The organism is Curtobacterium sp. 24E2 (assembly GCF_016925595.1).
Classification (GTDB): domain Bacteria; phylum Actinomycetota; class Actinomycetes; order Actinomycetales; family Microbacteriaceae; genus Curtobacterium.
Map to the genome: position 1 here is coordinate 514,248 of NZ_CP068987.1, position 26,647 is coordinate 540,894.

Consider the following 26,647-nt stretch of genomic DNA (forward strand, 5'->3'; position numbering starts at 1 on the left):
AGAAGCCCTAACGCAAGCATCAGCGCAGCCGCGACTAGGGCCAACCAGGCGAACGCGCGAGGCCAGGGCTTCATCGATCTCACGACGGGATCCTACCGGGGCGCCGATGCCCAGCAGCCGATCGGCTATAGAGACGGGTCGAGGATGGCAGAAACCTGCGGTCAGTACCCGCGGCGGTAGAGCGCCTGGAAGACGAAAACCCGTGCGATCAGGACGACCAGACCGATCCCGCCGACCCACTTTTCCCCGGCACCGCCGGCGAACAGACCCTAGAAGCACAGCACAGCTAGAAGGCCGGAAATGACCGCGATAGGGATGCGGTAGGACGTGGTCCACGTCTTCGCCGTAGGGCGCGATGAGTCATCACGATCGGTCATGATGCGAGCGTATGCGTCAGCCGGCGGCAGCGGAATCGAACCATACGAGAGATGCGGTGTCACGCCGTCTGCGTCGTCGCCAGGCTCGCGAGCGCTGCGGTCTGCTATCGACGTTCTCGGCCCCATCCTTGACCGCAGAGCGATCGGTCATCGAGACGCGACCGGCCCGTATGTTCGGGGTATGACGAGTTCGTTGGATTCGAACACTTTGGCCGTGGGGGAGCGTCGCTTTGGTCGGCTGGTTGGTGACGTGGCGCGGGTCGGCGGCGGTGATGTCGTCTTGGAACGCACGATCGATGGCATTGTGTTGGAGGTGCCATGGTCGTCACCTGACGACGGGCCGGTTCCGCGCTGGTTCCGCGCTGAAGTAGACGTCCTCGACCTCGTCGAGGAATCGAATCGTGGGACGCCTAAGACGTTCGACGGGGTGCCGCGGCTGCTGCAGTTCAGCGACCGGCGGGGATTCGTCACACTCATCGGCTGCCGCAAAGCCGGCTACAGCACCAGAAGTGGTGGGCCGGGCAGCGGCCGGATTCGCGTGCAGCGCGCTGTCTTCGGTGGCCGCGAGAAGTGCGACTACACCGCCGCAGTCGCGCTCCGAACGACCGTGTCTCATCTCCGTAACTGGGTCGGTGCGAGCGCCTGGACTACATATGAATCGTCCGAAACAGGGTTGGAATACCGCCGGGAACTGTCAGAGGACGTTGAGCTCGGGAGGTGGGGTGGCGTGGATATCCTCTTGCGGCCCCAGGCTCGTGTCGCTGAGCGAGAAGAACGTGACCTCATTGAGCTCCGTACCGACCTCCTGGTCGAGACCCGCGCAAGGGCGCCGATCCAGTGGGAGCGTCACCTTCGCCCACATTCCGCGCTCCGCGACCTTCTGGTCGTTTCGGGTTGGCACGCGGAGGTAGGCGCGATCCACTCTGTGCAGCACCCGGGCGACGCGTATATGTATCGCGACGGCGACGAACGAATGTTCTGGCGGCCCGTGATTTCCAGTCAAGAGGAGACCGCCCTGCGACCCAAGCGACGACATCACCTTGTGACCTATGACGATCTCGGACCGGACGGGCTTCGTTGCTGGTTTGGACTCTGGGCCCGACTGCAGCGGGTCATCGATCCCATCGTGAGCAGCATCAATATGCGGAACACCACCCCTGTCGCGCTGCTCGCGCAGGTGGGACCCGGCGTCGAGGCCTTGGGTTACGAGCTCTCCCGGCGTGACGGGCTGAGTCGGAAAAAGGCTGGCGGCATCAACTTGGCGTACCGTCTGGCCCGGATAGTCACCGAAGTTGGGGATGTCCTCCCATTTGACGGGACGGACTGGGCCACGCGCTTGGTGAGCGCCTACAACGGCATCAAACACGCAAACCGTGACATGCCCAACCTTCTCGATGTCCTAAACGCCGAACGGGAGTGTGTCCTTGTTGTGCGGGCCTGGTGCGCTCTTCAGCTCGGTGTCGATCGTGCCGTACTTCGGGAGCGGATCCGCCAGGACGCCCAGTCGCATCCGTGGGTGTTGGACTAGCACCAGATGTTTCATGAAACGATGCTTTAGCGAGACGCGTTGCCCATCTATGCCGCGTTGGTCTGCCAGCTGTGTTGCTATCGTTCGCGGGGGGATCGACAAGCGAGATTGATCTGATGTGGGCGCGAGCGTTCTACACGGGCGACTCGCTCGCCGGTCGAGATGGCTCCAAGCGGTGAAGTTGCTCGGCATCACTGCCGTCTTCGCTGTGATGAGTGCGACGAGCGTCGCGGCGATCGCGGTCTGGAGCGCGCGATCGGCAGACATCATGAAAAGGTCCTACCCCGGCCGAAGAACGCCCGCCGCTGGTCGATACTGCATTCGAATCTGACTGCCGCGGGGCACCCTGTTGACGTCCGACGAACGAACTGGTTGAGGAGCTCTGATGTTCTCCCGCACCACTGAGCGACCGTGACGCGCTGTGAAACGTCGCCCTCATCTGGGTGGTCATCAGACTCTCACCCGCACGTAGGGCCTCCGACCTCGCCGTTTCGTAAGCCACGACTGAACAGCCGCGGTCTCTGCCTCGATGAGCCATGGACTACCTGTCGAAGTCGGTTGCCCGCCCTAGAGTGAGGTCGTCCAGGCGCTCGTCCGCGCCGGGGCAGCGACCGTCAGCAGAGGTTGTCACATGCGATCGACACGTGGAACAGGGGTTTGTGAACCAGTGGCGCTGAACATCGACACGTCCCGCCCGTTGCGGTCACCGCGCCAACTGCTGAGCCTGGTCGAGGCGGTCTTCGCCGCGGACCCGTCCGATGAGAAGCCGTACCTCGAGTGGAAGTCCGCGCTGCTGCTCGGGAAGCAGGACAAGGCGAGCCACGCGTCGATCGGCCGCTGCATCATCGGCATGGCCAACCGGACCGTTGCTTCGGCCTCGTCGCACTTCGGTGGATGCGGCTACATGGTCATCGGAGTCGAGCCCGGGACAGTGTCCGGTATCGAGATGCCCGACCCGGCGATGTTCGAGGACTGGGTCAATCGATATGCCGGCGCGGACGGGCCCGTATGGACCGTCGACACGGTCAGGTTCCAGGACTGCACGGTGTTGGTCGTGATCATCGACCCGCCTGCGGCCGGCGACCGGATCCACTCCATGCGAACCACTTATGACAGCTGGGATCGCGGCACCATTTTTGTGCGCAAGCTCGCCCGCACGGAGAAAGCGGAACCTGGCGACATTCGGCAGCTCGAAGAGCGTCTTCTTGCCGGCACGGCGACCGGACCGGCGCGTCTGGATGACGTCGCCGTTCGCATGTCACAGTCGGGATGCGTGCGGGTACTCGATGGCTCAGCGGCGCGTCGGGACGCTGCGGTTGAAGCTGCAAGTGCCGGCCTCGTGCAGTTGCCTGAAGCAAATCAGTCAGCGACGAGCCGGCTCGTCGTCGCGAACTATGACACGTATACGGAGCGTGAACGGAGCCGATACGAGCGGCGGTCTCGCGAGTACCTCGCGGCGTACCAACGTCATGCCGTGCAGGGCGCTGTACGGGCCGCCGTCGCCGCCCTGGAGGGGCGAATCTGGCTGCAGATCGACAACGACACCGAGGTTGCCCTCGAAGGGGTCCAGGTGCGGGTGCAGTTGCCAGACGGAGTCAGCGCCTTCGAGGACCGCACAGACATTGACGACGTCCTGCCATCGGTTCCCGAACCACCCCGGAATTCGATCGCCGCGCTCATCGCGCCGAGTCTGTTGAGCGCGAGCCGGTGGGATCCACCGGCGATGCCCTCGTTGCAGCGTCAGATCGTGATCTCTCCCAGTCGTCAGGAGGTGACGTTGAAGTTCGACGTCGTCCATCCACGCGATACCGAACGCTCGGACACGTTCGTGCTGATCGCCTCATCCACGGCGCTGGACGCCCTAGATGTTGCTGCACAGCACTGGCGCGCAGATGCCAAGATCACCGCACGTAACCGATCCGGGTTCATCGCCGCCAGCGTCATGCTCGAACCGATCGGTCCTCCGATCGGAGTCGATCAGGTGCTGACGGAGGCATCGTGACGGGTGATCCGGCAGTCGGAGTGGCGTGTGACGCGAGTGGCTGCGAGTGCGTCGCGATCGCATTACGCGAACCCAGCACGAGGCGGCGACGCATCGGCGGACGGAGTAGCTTATGACAACCCCTGAACTCGAAATCGCGGTCGAGTTGGAACGTCTCGAGGAAGCTTCGGTGCACAGTGCGGCGAACCAGTTCGCGCTCGGGCAGCAGTATCGAATGATCGAGCTCGTTGCGGGTATCCCCGCCACGATCCTCGCCGCCGCCGCGGATTTGACGGCCCTCGCGAGCACGACGGGACGAGGACCGCGGGTGTCATCGCCCTTGTCGCTGCCGGCCTCGGGGCGCTTGTAACCTTCCTTGGCGCTGCCGACAGGTCCGCCCGAGCATCAGCCGCCGGCAACGAGTACCTCGCGATCCAGAAAGAGGCACGCCGTGCACGGCTGATCGACTCGCAGTTGGTCGACGCCGCAACACTCCGCGAGCTGCTCCGGACGCTCACCGACCGAGCGCACGCACAGAACCTCGTGGCGCAACCACCCAACGTTCTCGCCCGCCGCTTCGGACGCCGCAGTGTCGAACGCGGCGACCGCGATCACATCGTTGATGTCCGAGGAGCCGGCGATGCCCAGAACGGTTGATGCTGCGCTCCAGACATACCTGACGCTCCTCACGCCGACCGCCACCGAACGGCAAGTCGCCGCGATCCACCGATCGAGCATCGAGCATCGAGCATCGAGCATCGAGCATCGAGCATCGAGCATCGAGCATCGAGCATCGAGACCAGGCTGCGCTCCGAGCTCAGTGTCGCTCAGGTCCGAGAGACCGGATCGTTTGGTCACGGCACCGGCCTGCGGGGGCGCAGTGATGTCGACCTGATCGTCGCCCTCAACTACGCACGACCCATGAGTCCGACAACAGCGCTGCACTGGGTCCGGGATGCATTGGTGGATCGCTTTCCGCGGACCACAATCCGCACCAGCTCACCAACGGTCGTCGTCCCATTCGCTGGGGGCGATGAGGTGTTCGAAGTCGCGCCCGGCTTCCTTTCAGCCACCGAACCGGTGTCTCGATACTGGATCCCGCGTCCACCCAGCGGCTGGATGGAGACCGCTCCCGCAGCACATCTCCGATACGTCGCCGACGTGAACAAGAACCCGCAGGTCGGGGCGAAGGCCCTGACTGACTGGTGGACCATACTTCGATCCACTATCGGACCTGCAAGCGATCCTTCAGAAGCTCAGTGCCAGCCAATTACGTGCACTGACAGATCCGACCGGTCAGACGGGTCTGATCCATGCGACGTCATCACTGGGGGGCCTATTTCGGTGCGATGAGCGCAGTCCAGGACGCGGAACACAACGCACGCCAGGCCTTCATCACTCGAGCGCACGAACAGGAACTGACGGCCTTCGCCTTCCTGCAGAAGATTTTCGATCGAGGCTTCCCTGCTTACGCGTGACGACCACCGCCGCCGTCCCGTTTGCCGGTCCTTCAGCGGACCACGGGTGCTTGCGGGCTGCCCCGGACTCCTACGGCCCTGCTCCGGGGCGAACCCGTCTCACATAGGTGGTCCGCGACCTATCTCACTTCACGCACGCCATACGGACGCCTCGCGACGCACGACGACTTAGCCGACCCCTAGTCGACCTGGCCCGTCCGTACTGCCAAACATCGCGTGCACGTCCGTATTTCAGACACGTTGAGTGGCAGTCGGGCAAGTTAGCTGGCGGACGACAACAACAGAACTGTGGGCGACCGACGTCACGGATCACTAAAACGTCCCACGGAACGCAACGGTGATCGTTTCTACCCGACGAAGGTGCACGGGCGTAGCGCGATGGTCAGGCAATCTGTCGCTCCGAGCTACCGGCGACACGTTTCGTGAGCCGGCGACACGATGCGCGTCCATTCACACAATGTGAGCGTCACCGCAAAGTGTCGCTTGGCTCTGGTTACCGAGGCCGAAGGCAACTCGTTTGTCGCGCCGTTTATGCAGCGTTTCCCGTCGCCTACACAAACTCCCTGATGAGAGGCCTAACCCGACCAAGGGCCTTCGTCTCGCATCCTGCGCGCCCAACAGCGCGACGTCATCGCTCGCGGATGGCTGCCCAGTCCGCGCTCCGGAACCAATCGATGACGCCATCGAGAGTCCGGGGACCAGCCTTATCAGTAAGCGCCATGAGGGTCGAACGCGACCGTCGTTTGTCATAGCCACTTGCCGTGGGGACGCTTCGAGCGTAAGAGAGGATGACACCGTGCCGAGCGCGCGAGATCATCACCGACAACACCCGCGCTTCTTCCGCACTGTCCTCAGATCGGAAATCTGGAAGTACCCCTTCCTCGAGCCCCGCTACGAAGACCCAGTCGAACTGTTGCCCTTTGCCAACGTGGCCGGTGAGAAGGTGCACGCCGGGTTTCTTGAGCAGTTGCGCCGCATCCCCGACCCGCACCCGGCGTCGCACCTCGTCGCGCGCGACTCCTTGTACAAGCAAATCGTGGGCCCAGGACATCGCCTCACTAAGCCTCCGTCGGGCATCGACGTCCACAATTGCTTCAAACTCCGCGATGCTACGAAGAAGCGCGATCTTGTCGTCCGCACCACTGAATCCATTCCCGTCCAGACGCAAAAGCAACGCCCTCATGGCTCTCGCCGTATCGATATCGAGGAGCGGGTCGTCCCAGCGCATTGCTGGGACGTCGCTCGCCGCGAATGCTTCATCCAGAAAGCGACGGCGAGGTCCAGTCCGCGTCAGCACTCCAATACGCTGCCGCGGCGCCGATGAATGTATCGCGGCGGCCACACCTGCAATCCAAGACGCCTCCCCGCTCGCAGTCGCCATCGCGACACTCCCAGCGAGTCCACCCCCTGGCCAAGTCTCCGGTGCGGCACTTGTCAGCTCTACCCCGCCAGTGACGGGTGTCAGCGCATTCGTCAAACCCAAGACCGCAGGCGCTGAGCGGTGCGACTCCGTCAGCTCGACGACAGTTTGGCAGACTTCTCTAATGTTCTTATCGACTGTCGCTGGCATTGCACCCGCGAACCCGTAAATGCCTTGAGCTAGGTCACCCGCGAAGGTCGTCTGTTCTCGTCCGATCGCGCAAACGATACGAAACTGCTGGGGAGTCAGGTCCTGATACTCGTCTACGATTACTGCACCAAAGTGAGCTCGGTACAGATCTGCTACCTGGTCGTTCGCGAGAATCAACTCCGCTACACGAGGAAGGTCATCGTATGTTAGTAGGCCCTGACGGACCCGTTCCTTCTCGATGGAAACGGCGCTATCGTTGCCACGACGGACAAGCTCGTCCACTACCTCCTCATCCGTGAGTGGCTGTTGCTTGACCTCTCGAAGGATGTCGTCAATCCGCTTCTTCTCATCCCAGCCGATACCGCGACGACGGATCTCTTCGCCGACCCAATCACTGTCCGGCAAGCGCAAATCAGCATTTGCCCCGATTACATTCGCGTGCGCCCGATAGACCCGCGCCGAGAAGCCATGAAAATTCGCGATCGTGACCCTCTCGCGAAGAACTCCTGCTGTCAGATAGGTTTCGAGTCGCTCCCTGATGTTGTCGCGGGCGCGGAGCGAGAACGTGACCACGAGCACCTTGCACGGCGAACTGACCTCGCCGCGCTCCAGTAAGCCCTGCACTCGGAACGCGAGGGCTTCGGTCTTGCCACAGCCAGCGGGAGCAACGATAAGGACATCCTGGTTCGGAAGGCTGCGAACCAGGTGTTGCTTAGCAGTAGGCGTGATCACTCGCCAGCCACTTCCGTGAGTAGTTTCTCGATACTTTGGACAGCCCGCGAATTTTCCGCATCGAGGCTAGACATGACCGCGAGCGCGGCCTTGACCTTGCGTCCACGCGCCTTTTTGTTACGGCAGAAGCTTGCGATGGCTTCGACGGTCGGAACAGAACCATCTGGCGAACTGAGCGCCAGTTCTCCGCCGTCGAACTGACCCGAATCGCGGATCGCCGCCCAAGCCGTCTCGGCTCCTAGCGCTCGCACGTACTCATCCTCAAGGTCAGCGTCAGACACCCATACAGATCTGGAGGGCAAGGCCTTCCGTTCGACGCCCAGTTCCCGCGCAACTCGATCAGCGGCATCAACGTCAATCAGGCGGGACATCGGAATTTGGAAGCCTTGGTCACCGAAGAGCTTCTCGATCGGACCCATGTCACCCGAACCAACAACTTCAAGCACCGATACGCCCAGCCGGTCCAGTTGCCTTCCCGTGACTTCCGCGATCCTCTCCAAGATGATTCGATCGGATAACCCCTCGACGGCGACCACGCGCCGCGCGGTAAGCGGTTCCAGCCGGTCACGCACCCACCATCGCACCACCATGCGATCATCGTCTGATAGGAAGCCACGCTGGGGTTTGATTACCTTACCCCCAGGCCGGACGACAACAATCGAGTCAGGTTCGAACGCGCCGACGATGTCCGGGGAATGGGTTGCAATGACCTTTTGATTCGGGTTGGCACGCAGCAGCCGGGCAAGGCTGCGTTGGCTAGTGGGATGAAGGTGCACTTCGGGTTCATCGATCCCTACAACGTTCGCACCAATACTCAGGAGGTCATATAGGGCAATGGCGAACAGCGCACGAGTACCGTCGGACTGAGCGGACAGGTCACGAAGGGAGCCGTTCTTGCTAATCTGCAACCGGACGTCACTCAGAACGTCATCGTCAGCGGCGGCACCGGGCGTGAAGATGAGATCGTCCTTCGCAATTTGCTCCGGAAGCGCCCGAGAGAGCTGATCAGCCAGGGCACTCCGAAGGTTGCCGAGCACAGGCGATTCGGCGAGCTGCGTCCCCAACGTTTCGGCAATCTTGTCGAAGGCTCCACGTTCATTGCCCAGGTCAACGGTCCGGAGTATGTCGTCTAGTGCGGAGCGCCGGCCGTCCTGCAGGTCCCGAGTCTGGCCGGTCGCGCTGAGGAATCGCCATCCGAGGCCAGAAATCTGAGCACGCGTCAATTGTCGATTTGTCCGACCATCGGGCGCAGTCCTTGAGATATTGAGCGTCTCCTCCATTTCCAGAGACGCACTAAAACGGACCGTGAGAGAGCGGTCATCAGCGTCCGCTCCAACGTGCACCTCATCGGGAAAAAGCTTGTTGTCCTCGGCGGTCAAGTGTCGGAACTCCACCTCGACCACGAGCGGCTCGGCTGGATCGCGGAAGTCGGAGCGGCTGACTCGCGCGTAAAGCTGTGCGGTTGTCGACCCTATTGCGAAGTCGAGGCAGCGCATCAGCGAAGACTTGCCTACGTCGTTCGCTCCGACGAGCACCAGATGATCGTGAACGGCGAGATCAAAATCCTCCAAGCGAGCGTGATTCTCTACTGCCAAGCGACTAATCTTCATTGCAGGTCTCCCTGGCAAGCAGCGTTTCGGCGGGGGTCAGGTGGCCGCCTCTCTGCGAGCGTGTGTTCGATTCGAGTTTCGCTCAGTCAATCAGAACTTGGGCAGGGATGGGCTGGCCCACGACACGTTCGTCGAACTGTCCAGCTAGCTGCGGTCGGAGCAAGCCGGGACTGGCTCACGTGGACCAAGCCGCAGCCTCCACGGTTCCTACCTCCTCAGCCCTAAGGTAGCGTTGGCTCATGGACAAGAACGAGCGACGCTCACTATCACGCGCGTTGCATGACGAGCATGCTGCTCGCATCCAAGCTGAGTGGCATGCACTCCTTGAGGAGGCGCCGGGCGAGGACCGCGTACAAGACTTTCTCGAGCAGTACCCGATGCTGCTGCCCGGAGCTACGGGCGACATCGGGCCAGGGGGCCACCATGGCCCGCTCTATGGAGCCGTCATCCGCCAGGCTCCTCTGTCCGGCACTCAGAGTAATCGGGTTCCAGACTTCATGTGGATCACGAAGGCAAGCGATATCATTACGCCTATCTGCATCGAAATCGAAACACCCGCAAAACGGTGGTTCAACAATGTTGGCTCCCAACGCGCGGAATTCACTCAAGCGCAGGATCAGCTTGCGGATTGGCGAACATGGTTCAAGGACGCCGACAACGAGAGGTGGTTCCGTCGCACCTACCTCCCCAACAAGTTTCAAGATCTAACCCTTGAACCTCACTTTGTCCTGATCATCGGTAGGCAAGCCGAGTTCGAGTCTCCGGACATCGCGACTTCACCCGCCGAACGATTGTCGAAGAGGAGGGAGTGGGCCAGGGAGCGCGAACATCTCCGAACCTTCGACTCGTTACAATACGACGCTCGACTGGAGAGCGAAGTATCGATGACGGTCCACAGCAATGGCCAGATGGAGGTTCACAAAATCCCCGCGACGTACTCCGAGAATAGCTACGCCCAGGGTCCGTTCCTTCTCGGCGATCCCAGCGCCGCGATCGACCGAAGTGACGATTTCACCCAGCATCGCCGCTCATCCATTGCAGGTATTTGGGCAGAGCAAAGCGCCGAGGGAGAGCGGCTCGCCACAAACCGCACTCACCGACCAGTGCCTGGCCTCTCTCCTTGGGGCGACTGAAGGAAGTTGTCAGGCTCGCTGCCGCTGGGATCAGCGGCGGCGAGGCAGGCGCGTCACGCGCCCTGATTCCTCGCCCTGGCTTGCGACGAGCTCTGGTACCGCGAAAACGACTCCCACATCACCGTGTGCGCCAACGGCGGCAGCCGCTCCGACACCGTGCTGATCACCTCCGCGGTGGTACCCGCACGACTGGCAACAGCCACACTTGACACGGTGTCGTCCGGTGCACCGCGCAAGTCCGCCACTGCGGCACCCAGGGTTGCAGCTACGGTCGGGTGGACGTAGTGGTTGCGCTCCGCGAAGGCGGAGCCAGGCAGCGCTGGTGGGAACTACTGTCTTCCCCCGTGTTCACATCCGCTCCATCTGCGTTTCGAGGACGTCGATCATGGTGGCAACGGCCGGCCGCGTGAATCCGTTCTCGTTCAGCGCTAGTCGGTGAACGCGGAGCTCCCGTTCTCCGCACGACCGTCGTCGTGACGCTGGTACTCCTCAACGTCGAGGAGCCCAAACCACTCGAGCGTCTTCCGAGCGGACGAGAACGCGTCACGATGGATGCCGTAGTGCAAGAGTCTCGTTTCGCTGGACATCACCAGGTACCGGCCCTCTCGCTGGCCGCCGGCCCCGCAGGCGACCATGAGCAGGAGCGCGATCTCAGAATCCTCGAGGACGTGCAGCCAACCGTTGCTGATGAAACCATCGGGGACGTTGAACACGGACTCATGGGCCGGGACTTTGTACTCCTCGAGCTCCTTCACAACGTCGACCCCACGCTCGTTGAGCAGCGTGAAGTCCTTCAAACCGCCAGGTGCTGTCGGGATGCGAACCAAGCCAGCGTCTTCAAGTGCCCGGAGCGCGCTCCTGACGCTCCGGGCACGCTTGTCCCGAACCCGGATGAAGTCCTTTCCGTCGCTGTCCGTGGCGTCGGTGATGACCAGGTCAGCCCATCCGGACTGTTGGGAATCTCCGACGATAGGCAGCCCGAGGTCGGCGAGCCGGGCTCGGTGACCCGCACGGTGGTGTCCCTGCGCTAGGGCGAGCAGAGTGACGGCGAACCGGAGCGCAGAACCACGGCTCCTGATCAGCCGAGTGGCGGGCGGACGGAACTCCGGCCGCGGTGCACGTCGGTCGGACGCGTGATCGTCGACGCAAGCCGACCGGAACGAGAAGTTCGTGCGGATGACAAGCTTCCCGCTTTTTGGAGCGGGGAGAAGTTCGCCAACCCTCGCCATCTCGTCAGCGAGGTCCGACCGGCGAAGTCGCCACAGCCGACCGGTGAGCCGTGCCCGCTCCTTCGCCGTCGGGGGACGGGTCAGATCCAGCGAAAAGTCCACGCCCCAACCCAATCATGTCGTTTTGTCCTAAACGTTTCATCCGGCCAAAAACCCTCTCACGAAGCTTTCAACGAGGTCGAATGCTGGCCGGTTGAGCCGTCGTCCCATCGTAGTGGACCGGGTGCCGGGTTCGTGCATGAATGTTTCCGAGCGCCCGACTTGGGCGCCGAGTGAACCAGGAGGTGAGAGCTGTGACACACAAGAAGGACCCGGACGTCGAACGAACCGGGATGTGGGCGACCATCTCGTCGGCTGTGATGTCTGGGTGGCCCGCGACGTTCCGACTCGTCTTCGTGCTCGCCGTCGCCGTGGTCGGCTGGCGCCTTCTATGGTGACGTCAGCAAGTGCGCCGACAATCGCCCCGGTCACGCCGCGCTCAGTCCAACTGCTTGTTCTGCCTCGCGTATGGCAATTGCGTCACGTGTGCGTTGTTCAAGGGATTCCCAGTACTGCCGCTGGAGCCGTAACGCCGCGCCGATGACGCCGCTGGCGACGACTGCGATGATTACGGCGGGGGCGTCGAGGCCGACCGCTTGTCCTCCGGAGAAGGCGCTTGCAAGCCCGAAGATCACCGCCATCATCAGCGCAGTAAGCCCGATGCCTCGTGTCGGAGCCAATCCCCGGAGCGTGAGCGAGAACAACACGAAGACCACTACCGTGCACTCCCCGATTGGTTCTCGGCCGCCCAGGATCGCGAGTGCTTTAAGCAGATGTGCATCCATGGATGACGCCACATCATCGCGTGAACGCCGGGCTGTTCGTGAAGGCAGTCCGGGCACCACTTGTGGATGACTTCGCGGTGGAGCGGGTCGTTGTCGAGGCCGCGCTCCTCGAAGGGGACGTGGCCATCCCGGACGATGTCCTTGAAGGTTGCCCATGTCGCTCGGTCGCGCATCGACTGCGTCATCGCGTAGAGCTGAACGAAGGGAATGTCGCTTGCTGCGCTGATGGTTTCGGCTGTCTCGGGGCGCAGTCCGACCCCAAGGCCGTGGATCTCGGTCGGGTGCAATGCGCCCAAGCCGAGGGCTTCGAGGAGGTCTCGGCGGGAGCACTTGTAAATGTCGTACGACCACCGGCTGATGGCGGTTTGTAGCCACTCGCCCGGCTCGGGCGTCAGCGGTTTCGCGAGTCGACGTACCGCTCGCGGTGATTGGGGCGCATCGCCGATCGAGCGCGGTGGCTGTAGCGACTTAGGCATGGGGCGGCCTCTGCACGGCATGGTGTCGCGTGGGCAGACATTGCAGCGCAAAGTGTCGCCCTAGCGCCGTCGTGAAACGCATCGTGTCGCTTGCTTGCCCTGGTTGTCGTCGGAACATGTCGCGTGAGCCGTTTGCGACAGTTCGCGCTGCATTGCGACACATTGCAACACATTGCAACACATTGCGACGACGATCACACACAAGCGCCTACTGCGGCATGTCCACGAACCGCGAGAACATCCCGTGGAACGCCACGGTGATGGTGTCCGTCGGCCCGTTCCGGTGCTTCGCCACGATCAGGTCGGCCTCACCCTGCCGCGGGTTGTCCTTCTCGTACGCCGACTCGCGGTGCAGCAGGATCACCATGTCGGCGTCCTGCTCGATCGACCCGGACTCACGCAGGTCGGAGATCGCCGGCTTTTGTCGGCACGCTGCTCGGGGCCACGGTTCAGCTGGGACAGCGCGATGACGGGGACCTGGAGCTCCTTCGCCATCAGCTTGAGTGCACGTGAGAACTCGGAGACCTCTTGCTGGCGGCTCTCGACCTTCTTGCCCGAGGTCATCAGCTGCAGGTAGTCGATGACGACGAGCTTGAGGTTGTGCTGCTGCTTGAGTCGACGGCACTTGGCGCGGATCTCGACCAGCGTCATGTTGGGGGAGTCGTCGATGAAGAACGGCGCGTCGTTGATGCGCCCGCGGGTCTGCGCGATGGTGGTCCAGTCGCGCGAGTCCACGGTGCCCTTGCGCATGTTCTGAAGCGGCACGCTGGTCTCGGCGGACAGCAGACGCATGGCGATCTCGGCGCGACCCATCTCGAGCGAGAAGAAGGCGGCGGTCTGGTCGTGCTTGATCGCGGCGGCGCGGCACAGGTCGAGCGCGAGCGTGGACTTACCGAGGGCGGGTCGAGCGGCGACGATGATCAGCTGTCCGGGGTGGAAGCCGTTCGTCAGGCCGTCGAGCTGTGCGAACCCGGTCGGAACACCGGTCATCTGGCCGTCGCGCCCCTTGGCGGCCTCGATCTCGTCGAGGGCGGCGGAGATGGCATCGGTCAGGGGGACGTAGTCCTCGGTCTGCACGCCGCCGGCGACGTTGTAGACCTCGGCCTGGGCGCTGTTGACGAGGTCGGTGACCTCACCCTCGGACGCGTAGCCCATCTGCACGATGCGGGTACCGGCGTCGACGAGGCGACGGAGGACTGCCTTCTCGGCGACGATGCCGGCGTAGTACCCCGCGTTCGCCGCGGTGGGCACCATGCTCGTCACGCTGTGGAGGTACTCGGCGCCGCCACCGCGGGACAGCAGTCCGGTCTTGGTCAGCTCGTCGGTGACCGCGATGACGTCGGTGGGCTCGCCGTGCGAGTAGAGCGACAGGATCGCGTCGAAGATGACCTCGTGCTTGGGGACGTAGAAGTCCACACCACGAGCGGTCTCGATGACGTCAGCGACGGCGTCCTTCGACAGCAGCATGCCGCCGATGGTCGACTGCTCGGCCAACAGGTCGTGCGGCGGGGTGCGTTCCATGCCGCGCTCCGCGTACTCCTGCGGTGCGGGCTCAAGATGCGCGATCGACACACTCTCTCCTCTGTTGAACGACGCAGGGCCGGACACGATGGTTCGACGCCCGCAACGACTTTCTACCCCCAGCGACCGACATCCCCGAGTCGCTGGGCCAAGCTACGGCCGCAGAGTTATCCCCAACAAACGGCCCTGTGGATAACTCTGTGGACGAACTGCGGAACACGCCGGGATGCGGTGTGGAGAACTGTGGACGAACCTGTGGAAAGCGAGGCATGGGAACACACTTTCGACCGCTTGACCAGGGGTTTTCACGTTCACACGGTGTGTGGAAAAGTGGGGTTCAAGTACGCCTTGAAGGTTCCGATTTGACACGTTTCCACTGTGTAAAACGACTTGACAAGTGCCCCTCCTGTGGGAAGTGTTCTCGGTTCGTTCCCAGCAAGCCTGACCGCGCCTGAGAGGTAACCAGCCAGCCAAGCCGAGCCCGCCAACGCAACGACGGGCGGGCCTCCCGAAGGAGACCCGCCCGTCGTGGAGCGGAACGTCAGTGCTACTTGGCAGCGACGACCTTGAGCGAGATCACGGCAGTGATGTCCTCGCGCAGCCGCACGGTGGCCTCGTGGTCACCGACGGTCTTGATGGTCGCGGGGACCTCGACCTTGCGCTTGTCGAGCGAGCCGACGCCCTGCGCCTGGACGGCGTCAGCGACGTCGCCCGGACGGACGGAGCCGAACAGACGACCGTCCTTGCCGGCCTTGACCGCCAGGGAGATGGTCGCGTTCTCGAGCTTCATCTTGAGGTCCTGTGCCTCTTCGATGGTGGCGAGCTCACGCGCGGTGCGCGCGGCACGGATCGACTCGACCTGCTTCTCGCCGCCCTTGGACCACGCGACAGCGAAGCCCTGGGGGATGAGGTAGTTGCGGGCGTAGCCGTTCTTGACGTCGACGACGTCACCAGCGGAACCGAGGCCGGAGACCTCGTGGGTGAGGATGAGCTTCGACATGTGTCGACCTCCGATCAGCGGCCGGAGCCGGCGTAGGGGAGGAGCGCCATCTCACGGGCGTTCTTCACGGCACGGGCGATGAGGCGCTGCTCCTGGACGGAGACGCCGGTGATGCGACGGGCGCGGATCTTTCCACGCTCCGAGATGAACTTGCGAAGGGTCGCAACGTCCTTGTAGTCGATGACGCCGACCTTGATCGACTTCGCGGGGGCGGCGTTCTTGCCGCCCTTGCCGCGAGGCTTCCGGCGGTCGCCGGTGCTCTTTCCAGCCATAGTGATTTGTCCTTAGAAGAAGAGTTGTGTGTCCGTCGGGACCAGGAGGATCAGAACGGGGTCTCGTCGTCGAAGTTGCCGCCGGGGGTGCTCCACACGTCGTTCGACTGTGCGTTGCCGCCGCCCTGCTGGCCACCCTGCGGGGACCACGGCTCGTCCGACTGGCCACCAGCGGAGGCATTGCCGCCACCGTTGTTGTTCCAGCCGCCGTTGCCGCCGCCCTGCTGACCGCCGCCGTTGCCGCCGCCGACCTGGCCACGACCGCCGCCGCCACCCGCTGCGCGGGTGATCTGTGCGGTCGCGTACCGGAGCGACGGGCCGATCTCGTCGACCTCGAGCTCGATGCTCGTGCGCTGCTGACCCTCACGGTCCTGGTAGGAACGCTGACGCAGACGGCCCTGCGCGATGACGCGCGAGCCCTTCGTCAGCGACCCCGCCACGTGCTCGGCGAACTCCCGCCACACACTCGCGCGGAGGAACAGCGCGTCGCCGTCCTTCCACTCGTTCGCCTGACGGTCGAACGTGCGAGGCGTGGAGGCGATGGTGAAGTTCGCCACTGCGAGCCCGTTCTGCGTGTAGCGCAGCTCGGGGTCCGCGGTGAGGTTGCCCACCACCGTGATGACGGTTTCGCCGGCCACGGGTTACTCGGCGCTCGCGGTCGCGGCCTGGGACGCGTTGGCGGCCTTGCGGGCCGCACGTGCCTCGTCGCGCTGCTTCTGGGCGGCGACCTGCGCGATGCCCTCTTCGGCGCGGAGGACCTTCGTGCGGAGCACGGCCTCGGAGAGACCGAGCTGACGGTCGAGCTCCTTGGCGGCCTCGGGCGAGGACGTGAAGTCGACGACGGCGTAGATGCCCTCGGACTTCTTGGCGATCTCGTAAGCGAGCCGGCGACGGCCCCAGACGTCCACGTTGTCGACGGTGCCACCGTCGTTGCGGATGACAGCGAGGAACTTGTCCAGGCTGGGAGCGACGGTGCGCTCATCGATCTCGGGGTCGAGGATCGCCATCAGTTCGTACTGGTGCATGCGGAACCCACCTCCTCTGGTCTCAGCGGCCCCGGGCAGTTCCCGGGGCAGGAGGGTTGATGCATGTGCCACAGCGCGCAGACACGCGCCGGGCAACCTGCTCAGACTACCCGACGGCCTGGAGGCGCGCCACCGGTCTGTGCAGAACCGTCGCGTCCGTCCGGCGGTCGCGTCCAGTGCGCCGGCGTCGCCTCAGGAGCCGTTCGCGCCCCGCGCGGCCCACCAGTCGCGCAGGCGCGCCTCAGCTGCGTCGGCCCCGAGCGGCCCGTCGTCCATCCGCGCCTCGAGCAGAAAACGGTAGGCCTCACCCACGGCGCGCCCCGGCGGGATGTCGAGGATCCGCATGATGTCGTCGCCGGTCAGGTCGGGCCGGATCGACTCCAGCTCCTCTTGCTCGGCGAGGACCTTGATGCGGTCCTCCAGGTCGTCGTACGCGAACGCCAACCGGTCGGCCTTCCGCCGGTTCCGCGTTGTCACGTCCGAGCGGGTCAGCTCGTGCAGCCGCTCGAGCTGCGGGCCGGCGTCGCGCACGTAACGGCGCACGGCCGAGTCGGTCCAGGCGCCCTCGGTGTACCCGAAGAACCGCAGGTGCAGCTCGATCAGGCGGGACACCGCGGCGATCGTGTCGTTGTCGAAGCGCAGGGCCCGGAGCCGCTTCTTCGCGAGCTTCGAGCCGACCAGGTCGTGGTGGTGGAAGCTGACGGCGCCGCCGGGCTCGAGCTTGCGCGTGGCCGGCTTGCCGATGTCGTGCAGCAGTGCCGCGAGCCGCAGCACGGTGTCCGGGGCCTCGCCCGCGTGCCGCTCGGCCTCGTACCCGATCGCCTGTTCGAGCACCGTCAAGGAGTGCTCGTAGACGTCCTTGTGGTGGTGGTGCTCGTCGATCTCGAGCCGCATCTCGGGCAGTTCGGGAAGGAACCGCTCGGCGAGGCCGGTGTCCACGAGCAGTCGGATGCCCGGCACGGGGTCGCTCGTGTTCAGCAGCTTGACGAGCTCGTCGCGCACCCGCTCGGCGGACACGATGTCGATGGAGTCGACGAGGTCCTCCATCGCGGCGCGGACGTCGTCGTCGACGGTGAACCCGAGCTGCGAGGTGAACCGCGCTGCCCGCATCATCCGGAGCGGGTCGTCGCGGAACGACACCACGGCGGCCTGCGGGGTGCGGAGGCGGGCGGCCAGCAGGTCCTCGACACCGCCGTGCACGTCGACGAGCTCGCGCGCCGGCAGCCGGAGCGCCATCGCGTTGACGGTGAAGTCGCGGCGGAGCAGGTCGTCCTCGATGGTGTCGCCGAACGCGACCTCGGGCTTGCGCGTCTCGCCGTCGTACACGTCGCTGCGGTAGGTGGTGATCTCGACCTGCTCGCCGCCGACCCGCGCGGCGATGGTGCCGAACTGGCGGCCGACGTCCCACGTGGCGCTCGCGATCGGTTCGACGATGCGCAGGATGTCGTCCGGACGGGCGCTCGTCGTGAAGTCGAGATCGGTGACGGGGCGACCGAGGAAGGCGTCCCGCACGGGTCCGCCGACCAGGGCCAGTTCGTGTCCGGCGTCGGCGAAGGCCCGAGCGAGGAGGTCGACGGGCTCGGTGGTGGCGAGTGCGTCGAGTCGTTCGACGGCCTGGGCAACGGACTGCATGACGGTGCTCATCCTCCCAGATCGGGGCCCCGAGTTCTCCACAACCCCGCGCGCACGGGACCTGTTCATGGTCACGCCTCATACACTCGTGCTCGGCCCGAACCGACCCCGTGGCCCGCTTCCGTATGCACATCCTCCGCACCACGCTCGCCGCAGCCGCGTCGACCCTCGTCGCGCTCGGCCTGGTCGTCGCGCCCGTCAGCGCCCCGCACGCCGACGCTGCGACGGTCTCGTCGGCCAAGACCCACCTCGCTGATCCGGCTGCTGCCGATGCGGGCAAGGCCACGATCTCGGTTGCCCCCGCCAACCGTGGGATCGTGCAGCGCGACCAAGACCTCACCCTCTCGGTGACCGTCACGAACGACACCGACACCGCTCTGCCCGCCGGCACCGCCGAGTTCGACATCTTCCGCTCCGTGAGCACGCGGGACATCCTCGCCGACTGGCTTGCCGACACCACCACGACCGGTTACCTCGGCGCCCCGATGGACTCGGTGGACATCCCGGAGGTCCCGGCGCACCGATCGGTCACCATCGACTCGGTCGAGATCGTCTCGGGCAACGTGGCACTCGGCGGGTACTCCTCGTTCGGTGCGCGACGCATCGCGGCCGAGTACACGGCCGGTGAGACCTTCGCCGTCGCCCGCTCCGCGATCACCTGGTACCCGGACTTCGAGCAGGTGCCGGTCAGCGTCTCGGTGGCGATGCCGGTGACGGTCCCGAAGTCCACGGACGGCATCCTCAGCGCGGCCGTCCTGGCCGCCGCGACCTCGGTGGACGGCACCCTCACGCAGCAGCTCGACGCCGCCGAGGACCACAACGTCGCCGTCGCGGTCGACCCCCGCATCATCGCCTCGATCCGGATCCTCGGCGAGAACGCACCGTCCGCGGCGACCGCATGGCTCCAGCGCCTCGAGTCCCTGCGCAACGAGACCTTCGCGCTGTCGTACGCCGACGCCGACGTCACCGGGCTGCGCCAGGCCGGGTCGGACGGCATCCTCGCTCCGATCTCGCTCGACCAGTCCGTGAAGACCGAGAACTTCCCCGGCGCCGAGACCCCCGCACCGACCCCGACCGCGACGCCCGGCCAGACGACGACCCCGAGCAGCACCGCGTCCCCGAGCGACGACGCCACCACCGACGCCGGCTCGGGCGAGACCACGGAGACGCTGCCGACGACCGAGCAGCTGCTGGACTTCCCGTACTCGATGGACTCGATCGCCTGGCCGACCGAGGGCACTGTGTCGTCGTCGGACCTCGAGGCGCTCGAGCGGGCCGGCACGAAGACCACGATCGTCTCGAGCGGCAACACCTCGGCCGGCGCGAACGCCACGGTCCCGGCGTCCGAGAAGGTCGGCGACGACCACGTCCTCGTGTCCGACCAGTCGATGTCGTCCCTGCTGCGGGACGCCGCGAACGCCCCCGATCGGCAGAGCTGGTCGACAGCGATGTCCGAGCTCACCGCGACCCTCGCGACGTCCGCACGCGGCGGCACCGCGACCGGCCCGATCATGCTCACGCTGGGTCGCGACTGGCCCTCGGACTCCAGCCGCCTCAGCCAGACCCTCGACGCCCTCGAGAGCACCGCATGGGTCGCCCCGGCCGACCTGTCGACCGCATCGAACGCCGTCGCCGGCTCGCTCACGCTCGACAACGCGTCCAGTGGTGCCGACCGCGTCGAGCAGCTCAAGCGCCTGGTGCAGGGCGAACAGGGGCTCTCCGCGTTCGCCACGATCCTCGACACCCCCACCGACCTGACCGCGCCGGCGCGCCTGCAGCTGCTCGCGCTGGCGTCGAACGCATGGCGGGGGGACGACGAGGGGCTCACGACGGCCGTCGAGGCGCGCACCGCGAACTGGGCGAAGCAGACCGGCGAGGTCGGGATCGTCGACTCGAGCAGCCTGACCCTGCTCGGTGACCGGTCGTCGCTGCCGGTGTCGATCCGGAACAGCTCCCCTACCCGGTGACCGTGTACCTGTCCGTCAGTCCGTCGAACTCCGCCCTCCGGGTGGTCCGCAACGACATCGTCGTCGAGATCCAGCCGGACTCGTCGACCCGTGCGACCGTCCCCGTGCAGTCCGTCGCGAACGGCAAGGTCGAGCTGACCATGTCGCTCTCGAGCCCGACAGGGGTCGCGGTCGCCCAGCCGGCCACCGTCGAGCTCAACGTCCAGGCGCAGTGGGAGACGGTCATCACCGCCGCCGCAGCGGTCGCGCTGATCGCGATCTTCGGCTTCGGCATCTTCCGCAGCATCCGGAAGCGCATCCGTCGTCGCAACGGCGAACTCGACGACGAGGACGACGACGACCCCAACCGCCCGCTCGCCGTGCAGCCGGGCGCGCCCGGTGCGTCCGCCTCGCCCGCGGGATCGGTCGCCGGACCGGGAGGCACGGATCACCGCGCCGAGGCACCCACCGCGTTCGCCGTGGCCGGCTCCGGCACGGCCGCTGTCGCGGCTCCTGGTGGCGACCGCCTGCAGGACGCGATCGCCCGTGCCGGGGCCGAACCGGGCCTCCCGTCCGACGCCCGTACCAGCCGCGTCGCGGACGCCCGCGACCCCGAGGAGCCGACCATCAGCGCCACCCAGCCCCAGCCCGACGTCGACGCGGAACCGGTCGCCGAGCGCAGCCTGGGGCGTGCGAGTGCGATGCTCGCGGCGGGGACGATGGTGAGCCGGATCCTCGGCTTCGCGAAGACGTTCGTCCTCGCCTACGCCATCGGGCAGAACAAGAGCCCCTCGGCGAACGCGTTCGCCGTCGCGAACCAGCTGCCGAACAACATCTACGCGCTCATCGCGGGTGGCCTGCTGTCGGCCGTGCTCATCCCGCAGATCGTCCGCGCCATGAAGAACGGCACGGACGGCGGGCAGGCGTACGTCAACAAGATCGTGACGCTCGGCGGGTCGGTCTTCATCGTCATCACGATCGTCGCGACCGCACTGGCACCGCTCCTGGTCCGCCTGTACACGACGTCCTCGGACACCAGGGGTCCTGCTGCGACCGACCTCGCCGTCGCCTTCGCGTTCTGGTGCCTGCCGCAGATCCTCTTCTACGCGATGTACTCGCTGCTGGGTGAGGTCCTCAACGCCAAGCAGGTGTTCGGACCGTTCACCTGGGCGCCACTGCTCAACAACGTCATCGCGATCGCCGGGCTCGTGGTGTTCATCGCCCTGTACGGCACGAGCGGCAGCGCCCTCGACGATTGGACGCCGGCGAAGATCGCGCTCCTCGCCGGCAGCGCCTCGTTCGGTGTGTTCGCCCAGGCGGCGTTCCTCCCGCTGTTCTGGCGGCGGGCAGGGCTGTCGTTCCGGCCCGACTTCCGGTGGCGCGGCGTCGGCCTGAAGTCGACGGGTACCGCTGCCGGCTGGCTCTTCGCGATGATCCTGGTGACCCAGGTCGCCGGCATCGTGCAGTCCGCGGTCGCGTGGAAGGGTCAGGGCGACGGACCCGGCAACGCGGTACTCGGCAACGCGTGGCTCATCTTCATGCTGCCGCACTCGATCATCACGGTCTCCATCGCGACGGCGTACTTCACCCGGATGAGCCACGATGCTGCACGCGGCGACCTGGCATCGGTCCGTCGCAACCTGTCGCTGTCCCTGCGCATCGTCGGACTCTTCACGGTCTTCGCGTCGGTGGCGCTGGTGGTCGTCGCGGTCCCGTTCGGTCGCCTGTACGAGGGCACGTTCGAGAGTGCCCTGCAGGTGGGCGCCGTCCTGGTCGCCTACATGCCGGGCCTGGTGCTGTTCAGCATGTTGTTCATCATCCAGCGCGTGTTCTGGGCCATGCACGACCACCGGACCCCGTTCCTGATGCAGTGCATCCAGTCCGTCCTGTTCGTCATCGGTGCCCTCGCGGTGTCGACGTTCCCGTCTTCCGTGATCGGCATCGGTGTGGCCGCGTGCACGACCCTCGCCGGGACCGCGCAGACGATCGTCGCCCTCGTCCTGGTGCGCCGCAAGCTCGGCAGCATCGAGGGACCGGTCGTGACCCGCTCGCACGTGCAGTTCGTCATCGCGGCGCTGATCGCCGGCGTGGTCGGCCTGTTGGTCGTCAACTTCTTCGGGGCGTTCTCCGCGGCCGGGTTCGCGATGTCGGACCGCACCGGGGCACTCATCACCATCGTCCTGACCGGCGCCGTCATGGTCCTCGTGTACTTCGGGGCGCTCGTCGTCGCGAAGAACGGCGAGATCAAGAACGCCGTCGGCATGGTGAAGAGCAAGCTCGGTCGCTGACCGCACGCTTCCCGGACGTCGCGGAATGCCGCGCCGGTACCATGTGTTGACCCGGTCAGCACGCAACGGAAGGGCAGTCAGGCATGCGCCAGCTCATCATCATCGGTTCCGGTCCGGCCGGGTTCACCGCCGGCATCTACGCCGCGCGCGCAGAGCTCAAGCCGCTCATCGTCGCCTCCAGCGTCGAGACGGGCGGAGAACTCACCAAGACGACCGAGGTCGAGAACTTCCCGGGCTTCCCCGAGGGGATCCAGGGACCCGACCTCATGATCAAGATGCAGGAGCAGGCCGAGAAGTTCGGCGCTGAGGTCCTGTACGACGACGCCGTCTCCGTCGACCTCACCGGCGACGTGAAGAAGGTCACCGTCGGCTCCGGCGAGACCTACGAAGCCCTCGCGGTCATCTACGCGACCGGTTCGGCGTACCGCCACCTCGGCATCGCCGACGAAGAGCGCCTCTCGGGCCACGGTGTCTCGTGGTGCGCGACATGCGACGGCTTCTTCTTCCGTCAGAAGAACATCGCCGTGGTCGGCGGTGGCGACTCCGCGATGGAAGAAGCGACGTTCCTCACCCGCTTCGCCGACAAGGTCACCGTGATCCACCGGGGACACCCTCCGTGCGTCGAAGATCATGCAGGACCGTGCCCACAACGACCCGAAGATCGAGTTCGCGTGGAACAAGGAGGTCATCGGCATCCAGGGTGACTCCGCTGTGACGGGCGTGACCCTCAAGGACACCGTGGACGGCGCCGAGAGCGAACTCGCCCTCGACGGTCTGTTCATCGCGATCGGCAACGACCCCCGCGTGCACCTCGTGCACGGTCAGCTCGAGCTCGCTCCCGAGGGCACCATCGCCGTCGAGGGCCGAACGTCCAAGGCCGTCGGCGTTCCCGGGGTCTTCGTCGCCGGCGACGTGCTCGACCACACCTACCGCCAGGCCATCACGGCCGCCGGTTCCGGTGCGGTCGCCGCGCTCGACGCCGAGAAGTACCTCGCCGACCTCGAGGACACGCTGACCGACGCTGCTGCGGGCGAGACCCCGGTCGAGCCGGTCACCATCTCCGCCTGACCCGTACGGCCCCGGAATGCCGGGGCGCGTCCGCGGTTCCACACCCAGTACCGACTTCTCACGAAAGGACACCCATGTCCAACGCAAAGGCTGTCACCGACGCCACCTTCTCGGACGAGGTCCTCAAGTCCGACAAGACGATCCTCGTCGACTTCTGGGCCGAGTGGTGCGGCCCGTGTCGCGCCGTCTCGCCGATCCTCGACCAGATCGCCGAAGAGCACGCCGGCAAGATCGAGATCGTGAAGCTCAACGTGGACGACAACCCCCAGTCGGCCATGAACTACCAGATCACCTCGATCCCGGCGATGAAGGTCTTCAAGGGCGGCGAGGTCGTCAAGACCGTCATCGGCGCCAAGCCGAAGCCCGCGCTCGAGGCCGACCTCGCCGAGTTCCTCGCGTAGGTCGCACCAGCACCACCGAACGCCCCGTCCTCGTCCTGCTCAGCAGACGCGGGCGGGGCGTTCGCATGCCACCCGTTGCGGATCGGCCCCCGCCGCGGAGCCCGGGTTTCCGGGGTCGATGTCGTAGTGTGGCGGGAATGTCTCACTGATCGGAGCACGGTATGACGAACGGCAACAGCCTCGACCCCTGGTACGACTCCTACGCCCAGCGCACCGCCGGGCTGAGCGCCTCCGAGGTCCGAGCACTGTTCGCCGTCGCCTCGCGCCCCGAGGTGGTCTCGCTGGCCGGCGGGATGCCGTTCGTCTCCGCGCTGCCGAGAGAGCTCGTCACGGGCTCCCTGGACCGCGTGATGAACGAGCACGCGGCCATGGCGCTGCAGTACGGCGGCGGGCAGGGTCTGCGGTCCCTCCGCGAGCACATCGTGGACGTCATGAGCCTCGAGGGCATCCGTGCCAGTGCCGAGGACGTCGTGGTGACGACGGGCTCGCAGCACGCGCTCGACCTCGTCACGCGGCTGTTCATCGATCCGGGCGACGTCGTCCTCGCCGAGTCCCCGTCCTACGTCGGCGCGATCGGTGTGTTCCGGTCGTACCAGGCCGAGACCGTCCACGTGACGACCGACGAACTCGGGCTGGTGCCCGAGGCGCTGCGCGAGGCGATCGCGAACCTGCGCACGCAAGGGAAGCGGATCAAGTTCCTCTACACGATCCCGAACTTCCACAACCCCGCCGGCGTCACCATGAGTCGGGAGCGCCGCATCGAGGTGCTCGACATCTGCCGGTCCAACAACATCCTGGTGCTCGAGGACAACCCGTACGGGCTCCTCTGGTTCGACGAGCCGGCACCGCAGGCGATCCGTTCCATCGACGAAGAGGGTGTCGTGTACCTGGGGTCCTTCTCGAAGACCCTCGCACCCGGCTTCCGCGTCGGTTGGGCGCTCGCACCGCACGCGATCCGCGAGAAGCTCGTGCTCGCCAACGAGTCCGCCGTCCTCGCCCCGAACTCCTTCGGGCAGTACGTCGTGAACGCCTACCTGGACGCCGCGGACTGGAAGGGTCAGGTCGAAACCTTCCGGGGCATCTACGCAGAGCGCCGTGACGCCATGCTGTCCGCACTGGGGGAGTTCCTGCCGGACCTGTCCTGGACGAAGCCGAACGGTGGCTTCTTCGTCTGGCTGACGCTCCCTGAGTCCCTCGACTCGAAGGGCATGCTGCCACGCGCCGTGAAGGAGCTCGTCGCCTACACGCCGGGGACGGCCTTCTACGCGGACGGCCGTGGCGGCGGGCACATCCGTCTGTCGTTCTGCTACCCCACTCCCGAGCAGATCCGCGTCGGCGTGAAGCGGCTCGCCAACGTCGTCAACGACGAACTCGAACTGATCGAGACGTTCGGTCCGACGACTCGGCCGAACAGCGTCGTCCGCGAGACGTCCTCGGTCAGCGCTCCGCCGCCGAACATCTCCTGATCAGCGCTTTTCTGCGGTGCGTGGCCCACCAGCACCGTCGTTCCACACCGGAGGACCCCCATGGCTGAGCTCACCCGTCGTCACGTCGTCGTCGTCGCCGGAGGGATCTCGCACGAGCGTGACGTCTCCCTGCGCTCCGGGCGACGAGTCGCCGACTCGCTGACCGGGTACGGGTGGCAGGTCGATCTCCGCGACGCCGACGCGCTGCTGCTGCCGGCCCTCGCCGAGGCCCGCCCGGATGTCGTGTGGCCGGCTCTGCACGGCGCCTCCGGTGAAGACGGGGCCCTGCGGGGCATCCTGGAGGCGGTGGACATCCCGTTCGTCGGCTCACGTTCCACGTCGGCCCGGTTGGCATGGGACAAGCCCACGGCGTCAGCACTGGTCGCGCGGGCAGGCGTCCGCACCCCACGATCCGTCACGCTGTCCCACGACGTGTTCCGCGAGCTCGGCGCCGTCGGGGTACTCAAGGCCATCGCGGGGAGCACCCGGTCCCGCTCGCCGTGAAGCCGGCACGCGGCGGCAGCGCGCAGGGCGTGACACTCGTCGATGACGTCAACGACCTGCCGCGTGCCATGGTCACGGCCTACACGTACTGCGACGACGTCGTGGTCGAGCAGCTCATCCGCGGTACCGAGGTCGCGGTCGGCATCATCGACACGGGCGACGGGCCGGTGGCGCTCTCCGCCGTCGAGATCGTTCCGCGGAACGGCATCTACGGGTTCGAGGCGCGGTACAACGCGGGGGAGACGACGTTCTACACGCCCGCTCGACTGTCTGACAAGTTCGCGACCGCTGCAGCCGACGCCGCCGTTGCGGCACACGCAGCCCTCGGCCTCCGCCACCTGTCCCGTGTGGACCTCATCATCGACGGTGCCGGAACGCCGTGGTTCCTCGAAGCCAACGTGCTCCCGGGCCTGACCGAGACGTCCCTGCTGCCGCAGGCACTCTCCGCGTCCGGTTTCGATCTCGGGTGGACGTACGCAGAGCTCGCCGAACAGGCGATCCGCGACCACCACGCCTGATCCGCACGCTCCCACGTTCCGTGTTCCACGTGGAACACGTGCGTTCGCAAGCGTCGATGTTCCACGTG

At 65.6% G+C, this 26,647-nt stretch carries 20 protein-coding genes and 4 pseudogenes; 12 read left to right on the plus strand and 12 right to left on the minus strand.

Annotated features, from left to right (window positions below):
- Positions 1–591 precede the first annotated feature (591 nt).
- From JN350_RS02655 to JN350_RS02665, 3 genes are all read left to right on the plus strand, one after another.
- The gene (locus JN350_RS02655; protein ID WP_205463462.1) at positions 592–1,905 is read left to right on the plus strand and encodes an ApeA N-terminal domain 1-containing protein; all 1,314 of its coding nucleotides are present in this window, start codon (positions 592–594) and stop codon (positions 1,903–1,905) included.
- Between the two features lie 667 nt (positions 1,906–2,572).
- The gene (locus JN350_RS02660) at positions 2,573–3,907 is read left to right on the plus strand and encodes an RNA-binding domain-containing protein (protein ID WP_205463463.1); all 1,335 of its coding nucleotides are present in this window, start codon (positions 2,573–2,575) and stop codon (positions 3,905–3,907) included.
- Positions 3,908–4,019: 112 nt separating this feature from the next.
- Positions 4,020–4,256: a hypothetical protein gene (locus JN350_RS02665; RefSeq protein ID WP_205463464.1), complete on the plus strand. Its 237-nt coding sequence runs from the start codon at positions 4,020–4,022 to the stop codon at positions 4,254–4,256.
- A gap of 35 nt (positions 4,257–4,291) precedes the next feature.
- On the opposite strand, the gene JN350_RS18880 is transcribed toward JN350_RS02665, so the two are convergent.
- Positions 4,292–4,744 (minus strand): hypothetical protein, encoded by a 453-nt coding sequence (locus tag JN350_RS18880; RefSeq protein WP_240347494.1) that lies wholly within the window; start codon positions 4,742–4,744, stop codon positions 4,292–4,294.
- Between JN350_RS18880 and JN350_RS20505 the strand changes: the two genes are divergently transcribed.
- On the plus strand, positions 4,691–5,239 hold the full coding sequence (locus JN350_RS20505) for an SMODS domain-containing nucleotidyltransferase (RefSeq protein ID WP_461964350.1): 549 nt from the start codon (positions 4,691–4,693) through the stop codon (positions 5,237–5,239). The genes JN350_RS18880 and JN350_RS20505 overlap by 54 nt on opposite strands.
- Positions 5,240–5,992: 753 nt before the next feature.
- Here the strand turns inward: JN350_RS20505 and JN350_RS02675 are convergent.
- Positions 5,993–7,666, minus strand: a complete 1,674-nt coding sequence (locus JN350_RS02675; protein ID WP_205463465.1) for a UvrD-helicase domain-containing protein — start codon at positions 7,664–7,666, stop codon at positions 5,993–5,995.
- Complete coding sequence (locus JN350_RS02680) at positions 7,663–9,276, minus strand: ATP-dependent nuclease (RefSeq protein ID WP_205463466.1); 1,614 nt, start codon at positions 9,274–9,276, stop codon at positions 7,663–7,665. The genes JN350_RS02675 and JN350_RS02680 overlap by 4 nt, the downstream gene beginning before the upstream one ends.
- A 239-nt stretch (positions 9,277–9,515) precedes the next feature.
- Between JN350_RS02680 and JN350_RS02685 the strand changes: the two genes are divergently transcribed.
- Positions 9,516–10,409 (plus strand): Shedu anti-phage system protein SduA domain-containing protein, encoded by an 894-nt coding sequence (locus JN350_RS02685; RefSeq protein WP_205463467.1) that lies wholly within the window; start codon positions 9,516–9,518, stop codon positions 10,407–10,409.
- A 428-nt stretch (positions 10,410–10,837) separates the two neighbouring features.
- Here JN350_RS02685 and JN350_RS02690 read toward each other — a convergent pair whose 3' ends face one another.
- The gene (locus JN350_RS02690) at positions 10,838–11,740 is read right to left on the minus strand and encodes a hypothetical protein (protein WP_205463468.1); all 903 of its coding nucleotides are present in this window, start codon (positions 11,738–11,740) and stop codon (positions 10,838–10,840) included.
- A gap of 191 nt (positions 11,741–11,931) precedes the next feature.
- Between JN350_RS02690 and JN350_RS02695 the strand changes: the two genes are divergently transcribed.
- Positions 11,932–12,075, plus strand: coding sequence for a hypothetical protein (locus JN350_RS02695; protein ID WP_205463469.1), 144 nt, complete (start codon positions 11,932–11,934; stop codon positions 12,073–12,075).
- A gap of 30 nt (positions 12,076–12,105) precedes the next feature.
- On the opposite strand, the gene JN350_RS02700 is transcribed toward JN350_RS02695, so the two are convergent.
- From JN350_RS02700 to JN350_RS02735, 8 genes and pseudogenes are all read right to left on the minus strand, one after another.
- Positions 12,106–12,462: a hypothetical protein gene (locus JN350_RS02700; RefSeq protein ID WP_205464530.1), complete on the minus strand. Its 357-nt coding sequence runs from the start codon at positions 12,460–12,462 to the stop codon at positions 12,106–12,108.
- On the minus strand, positions 12,393–12,959 hold the full coding sequence (locus tag JN350_RS20510) for a TniQ family protein (RefSeq protein WP_461963546.1): 567 nt from the start codon (positions 12,957–12,959) through the stop codon (positions 12,393–12,395). Before JN350_RS20510 ends, JN350_RS02700 begins: the two co-directional genes overlap by 70 nt.
- Positions 12,960–13,146: 187 nt before the next feature.
- Positions 13,147–14,510 (minus strand): annotated as a pseudogene (gene dnaB, locus JN350_RS02710) (replicative DNA helicase).
- A gap of 496 nt (positions 14,511–15,006) precedes the next feature.
- Positions 15,007–15,459 (minus strand): 50S ribosomal protein L9, encoded by a 453-nt coding sequence (gene rplI / locus JN350_RS02715; RefSeq protein ID WP_111083665.1) that lies wholly within the window; start codon positions 15,457–15,459, stop codon positions 15,007–15,009.
- 14 nt (positions 15,460–15,473) lie between these two features.
- Complete coding sequence (gene rpsR, locus JN350_RS02720; protein ID WP_017887834.1) at positions 15,474–15,731, minus strand: 30S ribosomal protein S18; 258 nt, start codon at positions 15,729–15,731, stop codon at positions 15,474–15,476.
- A gap of 50 nt (positions 15,732–15,781) precedes the next feature.
- Positions 15,782–16,369: a single-stranded DNA-binding protein gene (locus JN350_RS02725; RefSeq protein ID WP_123311310.1), complete on the minus strand. Its 588-nt coding sequence runs from the start codon at positions 16,367–16,369 to the stop codon at positions 15,782–15,784.
- A 3-nt stretch (positions 16,370–16,372) separates the two neighbouring features.
- On the minus strand, positions 16,373–16,756 hold the full coding sequence (gene rpsF / locus JN350_RS02730) for a 30S ribosomal protein S6 (protein WP_205463471.1): 384 nt from the start codon (positions 16,754–16,756) through the stop codon (positions 16,373–16,375).
- A 192-nt stretch (positions 16,757–16,948) separates the two neighbouring features.
- A complete protein-coding gene (locus tag JN350_RS02735; protein WP_205463472.1) occupies positions 16,949–18,388 on the minus strand; it encodes a CCA tRNA nucleotidyltransferase in 1,440 nt (479 codons plus the stop codon).
- Between the two features lie 125 nt (positions 18,389–18,513).
- On the opposite strand from JN350_RS02735, the pseudogene JN350_RS02740 reads away from it, so the two are divergent.
- The 6 genes and pseudogenes from JN350_RS02740 to JN350_RS02765 form a co-directional block, all read left to right on the plus strand.
- Positions 18,514–20,600, plus strand: a pseudogene (locus JN350_RS02740) (DUF6049 family protein); the annotation flags it as partial.
- 453 nt (positions 20,601–21,053) lie between these two features.
- Positions 21,054–22,622 (plus strand): lipid II flippase MurJ, encoded by a 1,569-nt coding sequence (murJ, locus tag JN350_RS02745; protein ID WP_240347676.1) that lies wholly within the window; start codon positions 21,054–21,056, stop codon positions 22,620–22,622.
- Positions 22,623–22,705: 83 nt separating this feature from the next.
- Positions 22,706–23,690, plus strand: a pseudogene (gene trxB, locus JN350_RS02750) (thioredoxin-disulfide reductase).
- Positions 23,691–23,764: 74 nt separating this feature from the next.
- Positions 23,765–24,091, plus strand: a complete 327-nt coding sequence (gene trxA, locus JN350_RS02755) for a thioredoxin (protein WP_017887828.1) — start codon at positions 23,765–23,767, stop codon at positions 24,089–24,091.
- A 161-nt stretch (positions 24,092–24,252) separates the two neighbouring features.
- On the plus strand, positions 24,253–25,557 hold the full coding sequence (locus JN350_RS02760; protein ID WP_205463474.1) for an aminotransferase-like domain-containing protein: 1,305 nt from the start codon (positions 24,253–24,255) through the stop codon (positions 25,555–25,557).
- Between the two features lie 60 nt (positions 25,558–25,617).
- A pseudogene (locus JN350_RS02765) lies at positions 25,618–26,579 on the plus strand (D-alanine--D-alanine ligase family protein).
- Positions 26,580–26,647 lie beyond the last annotated feature (68 nt).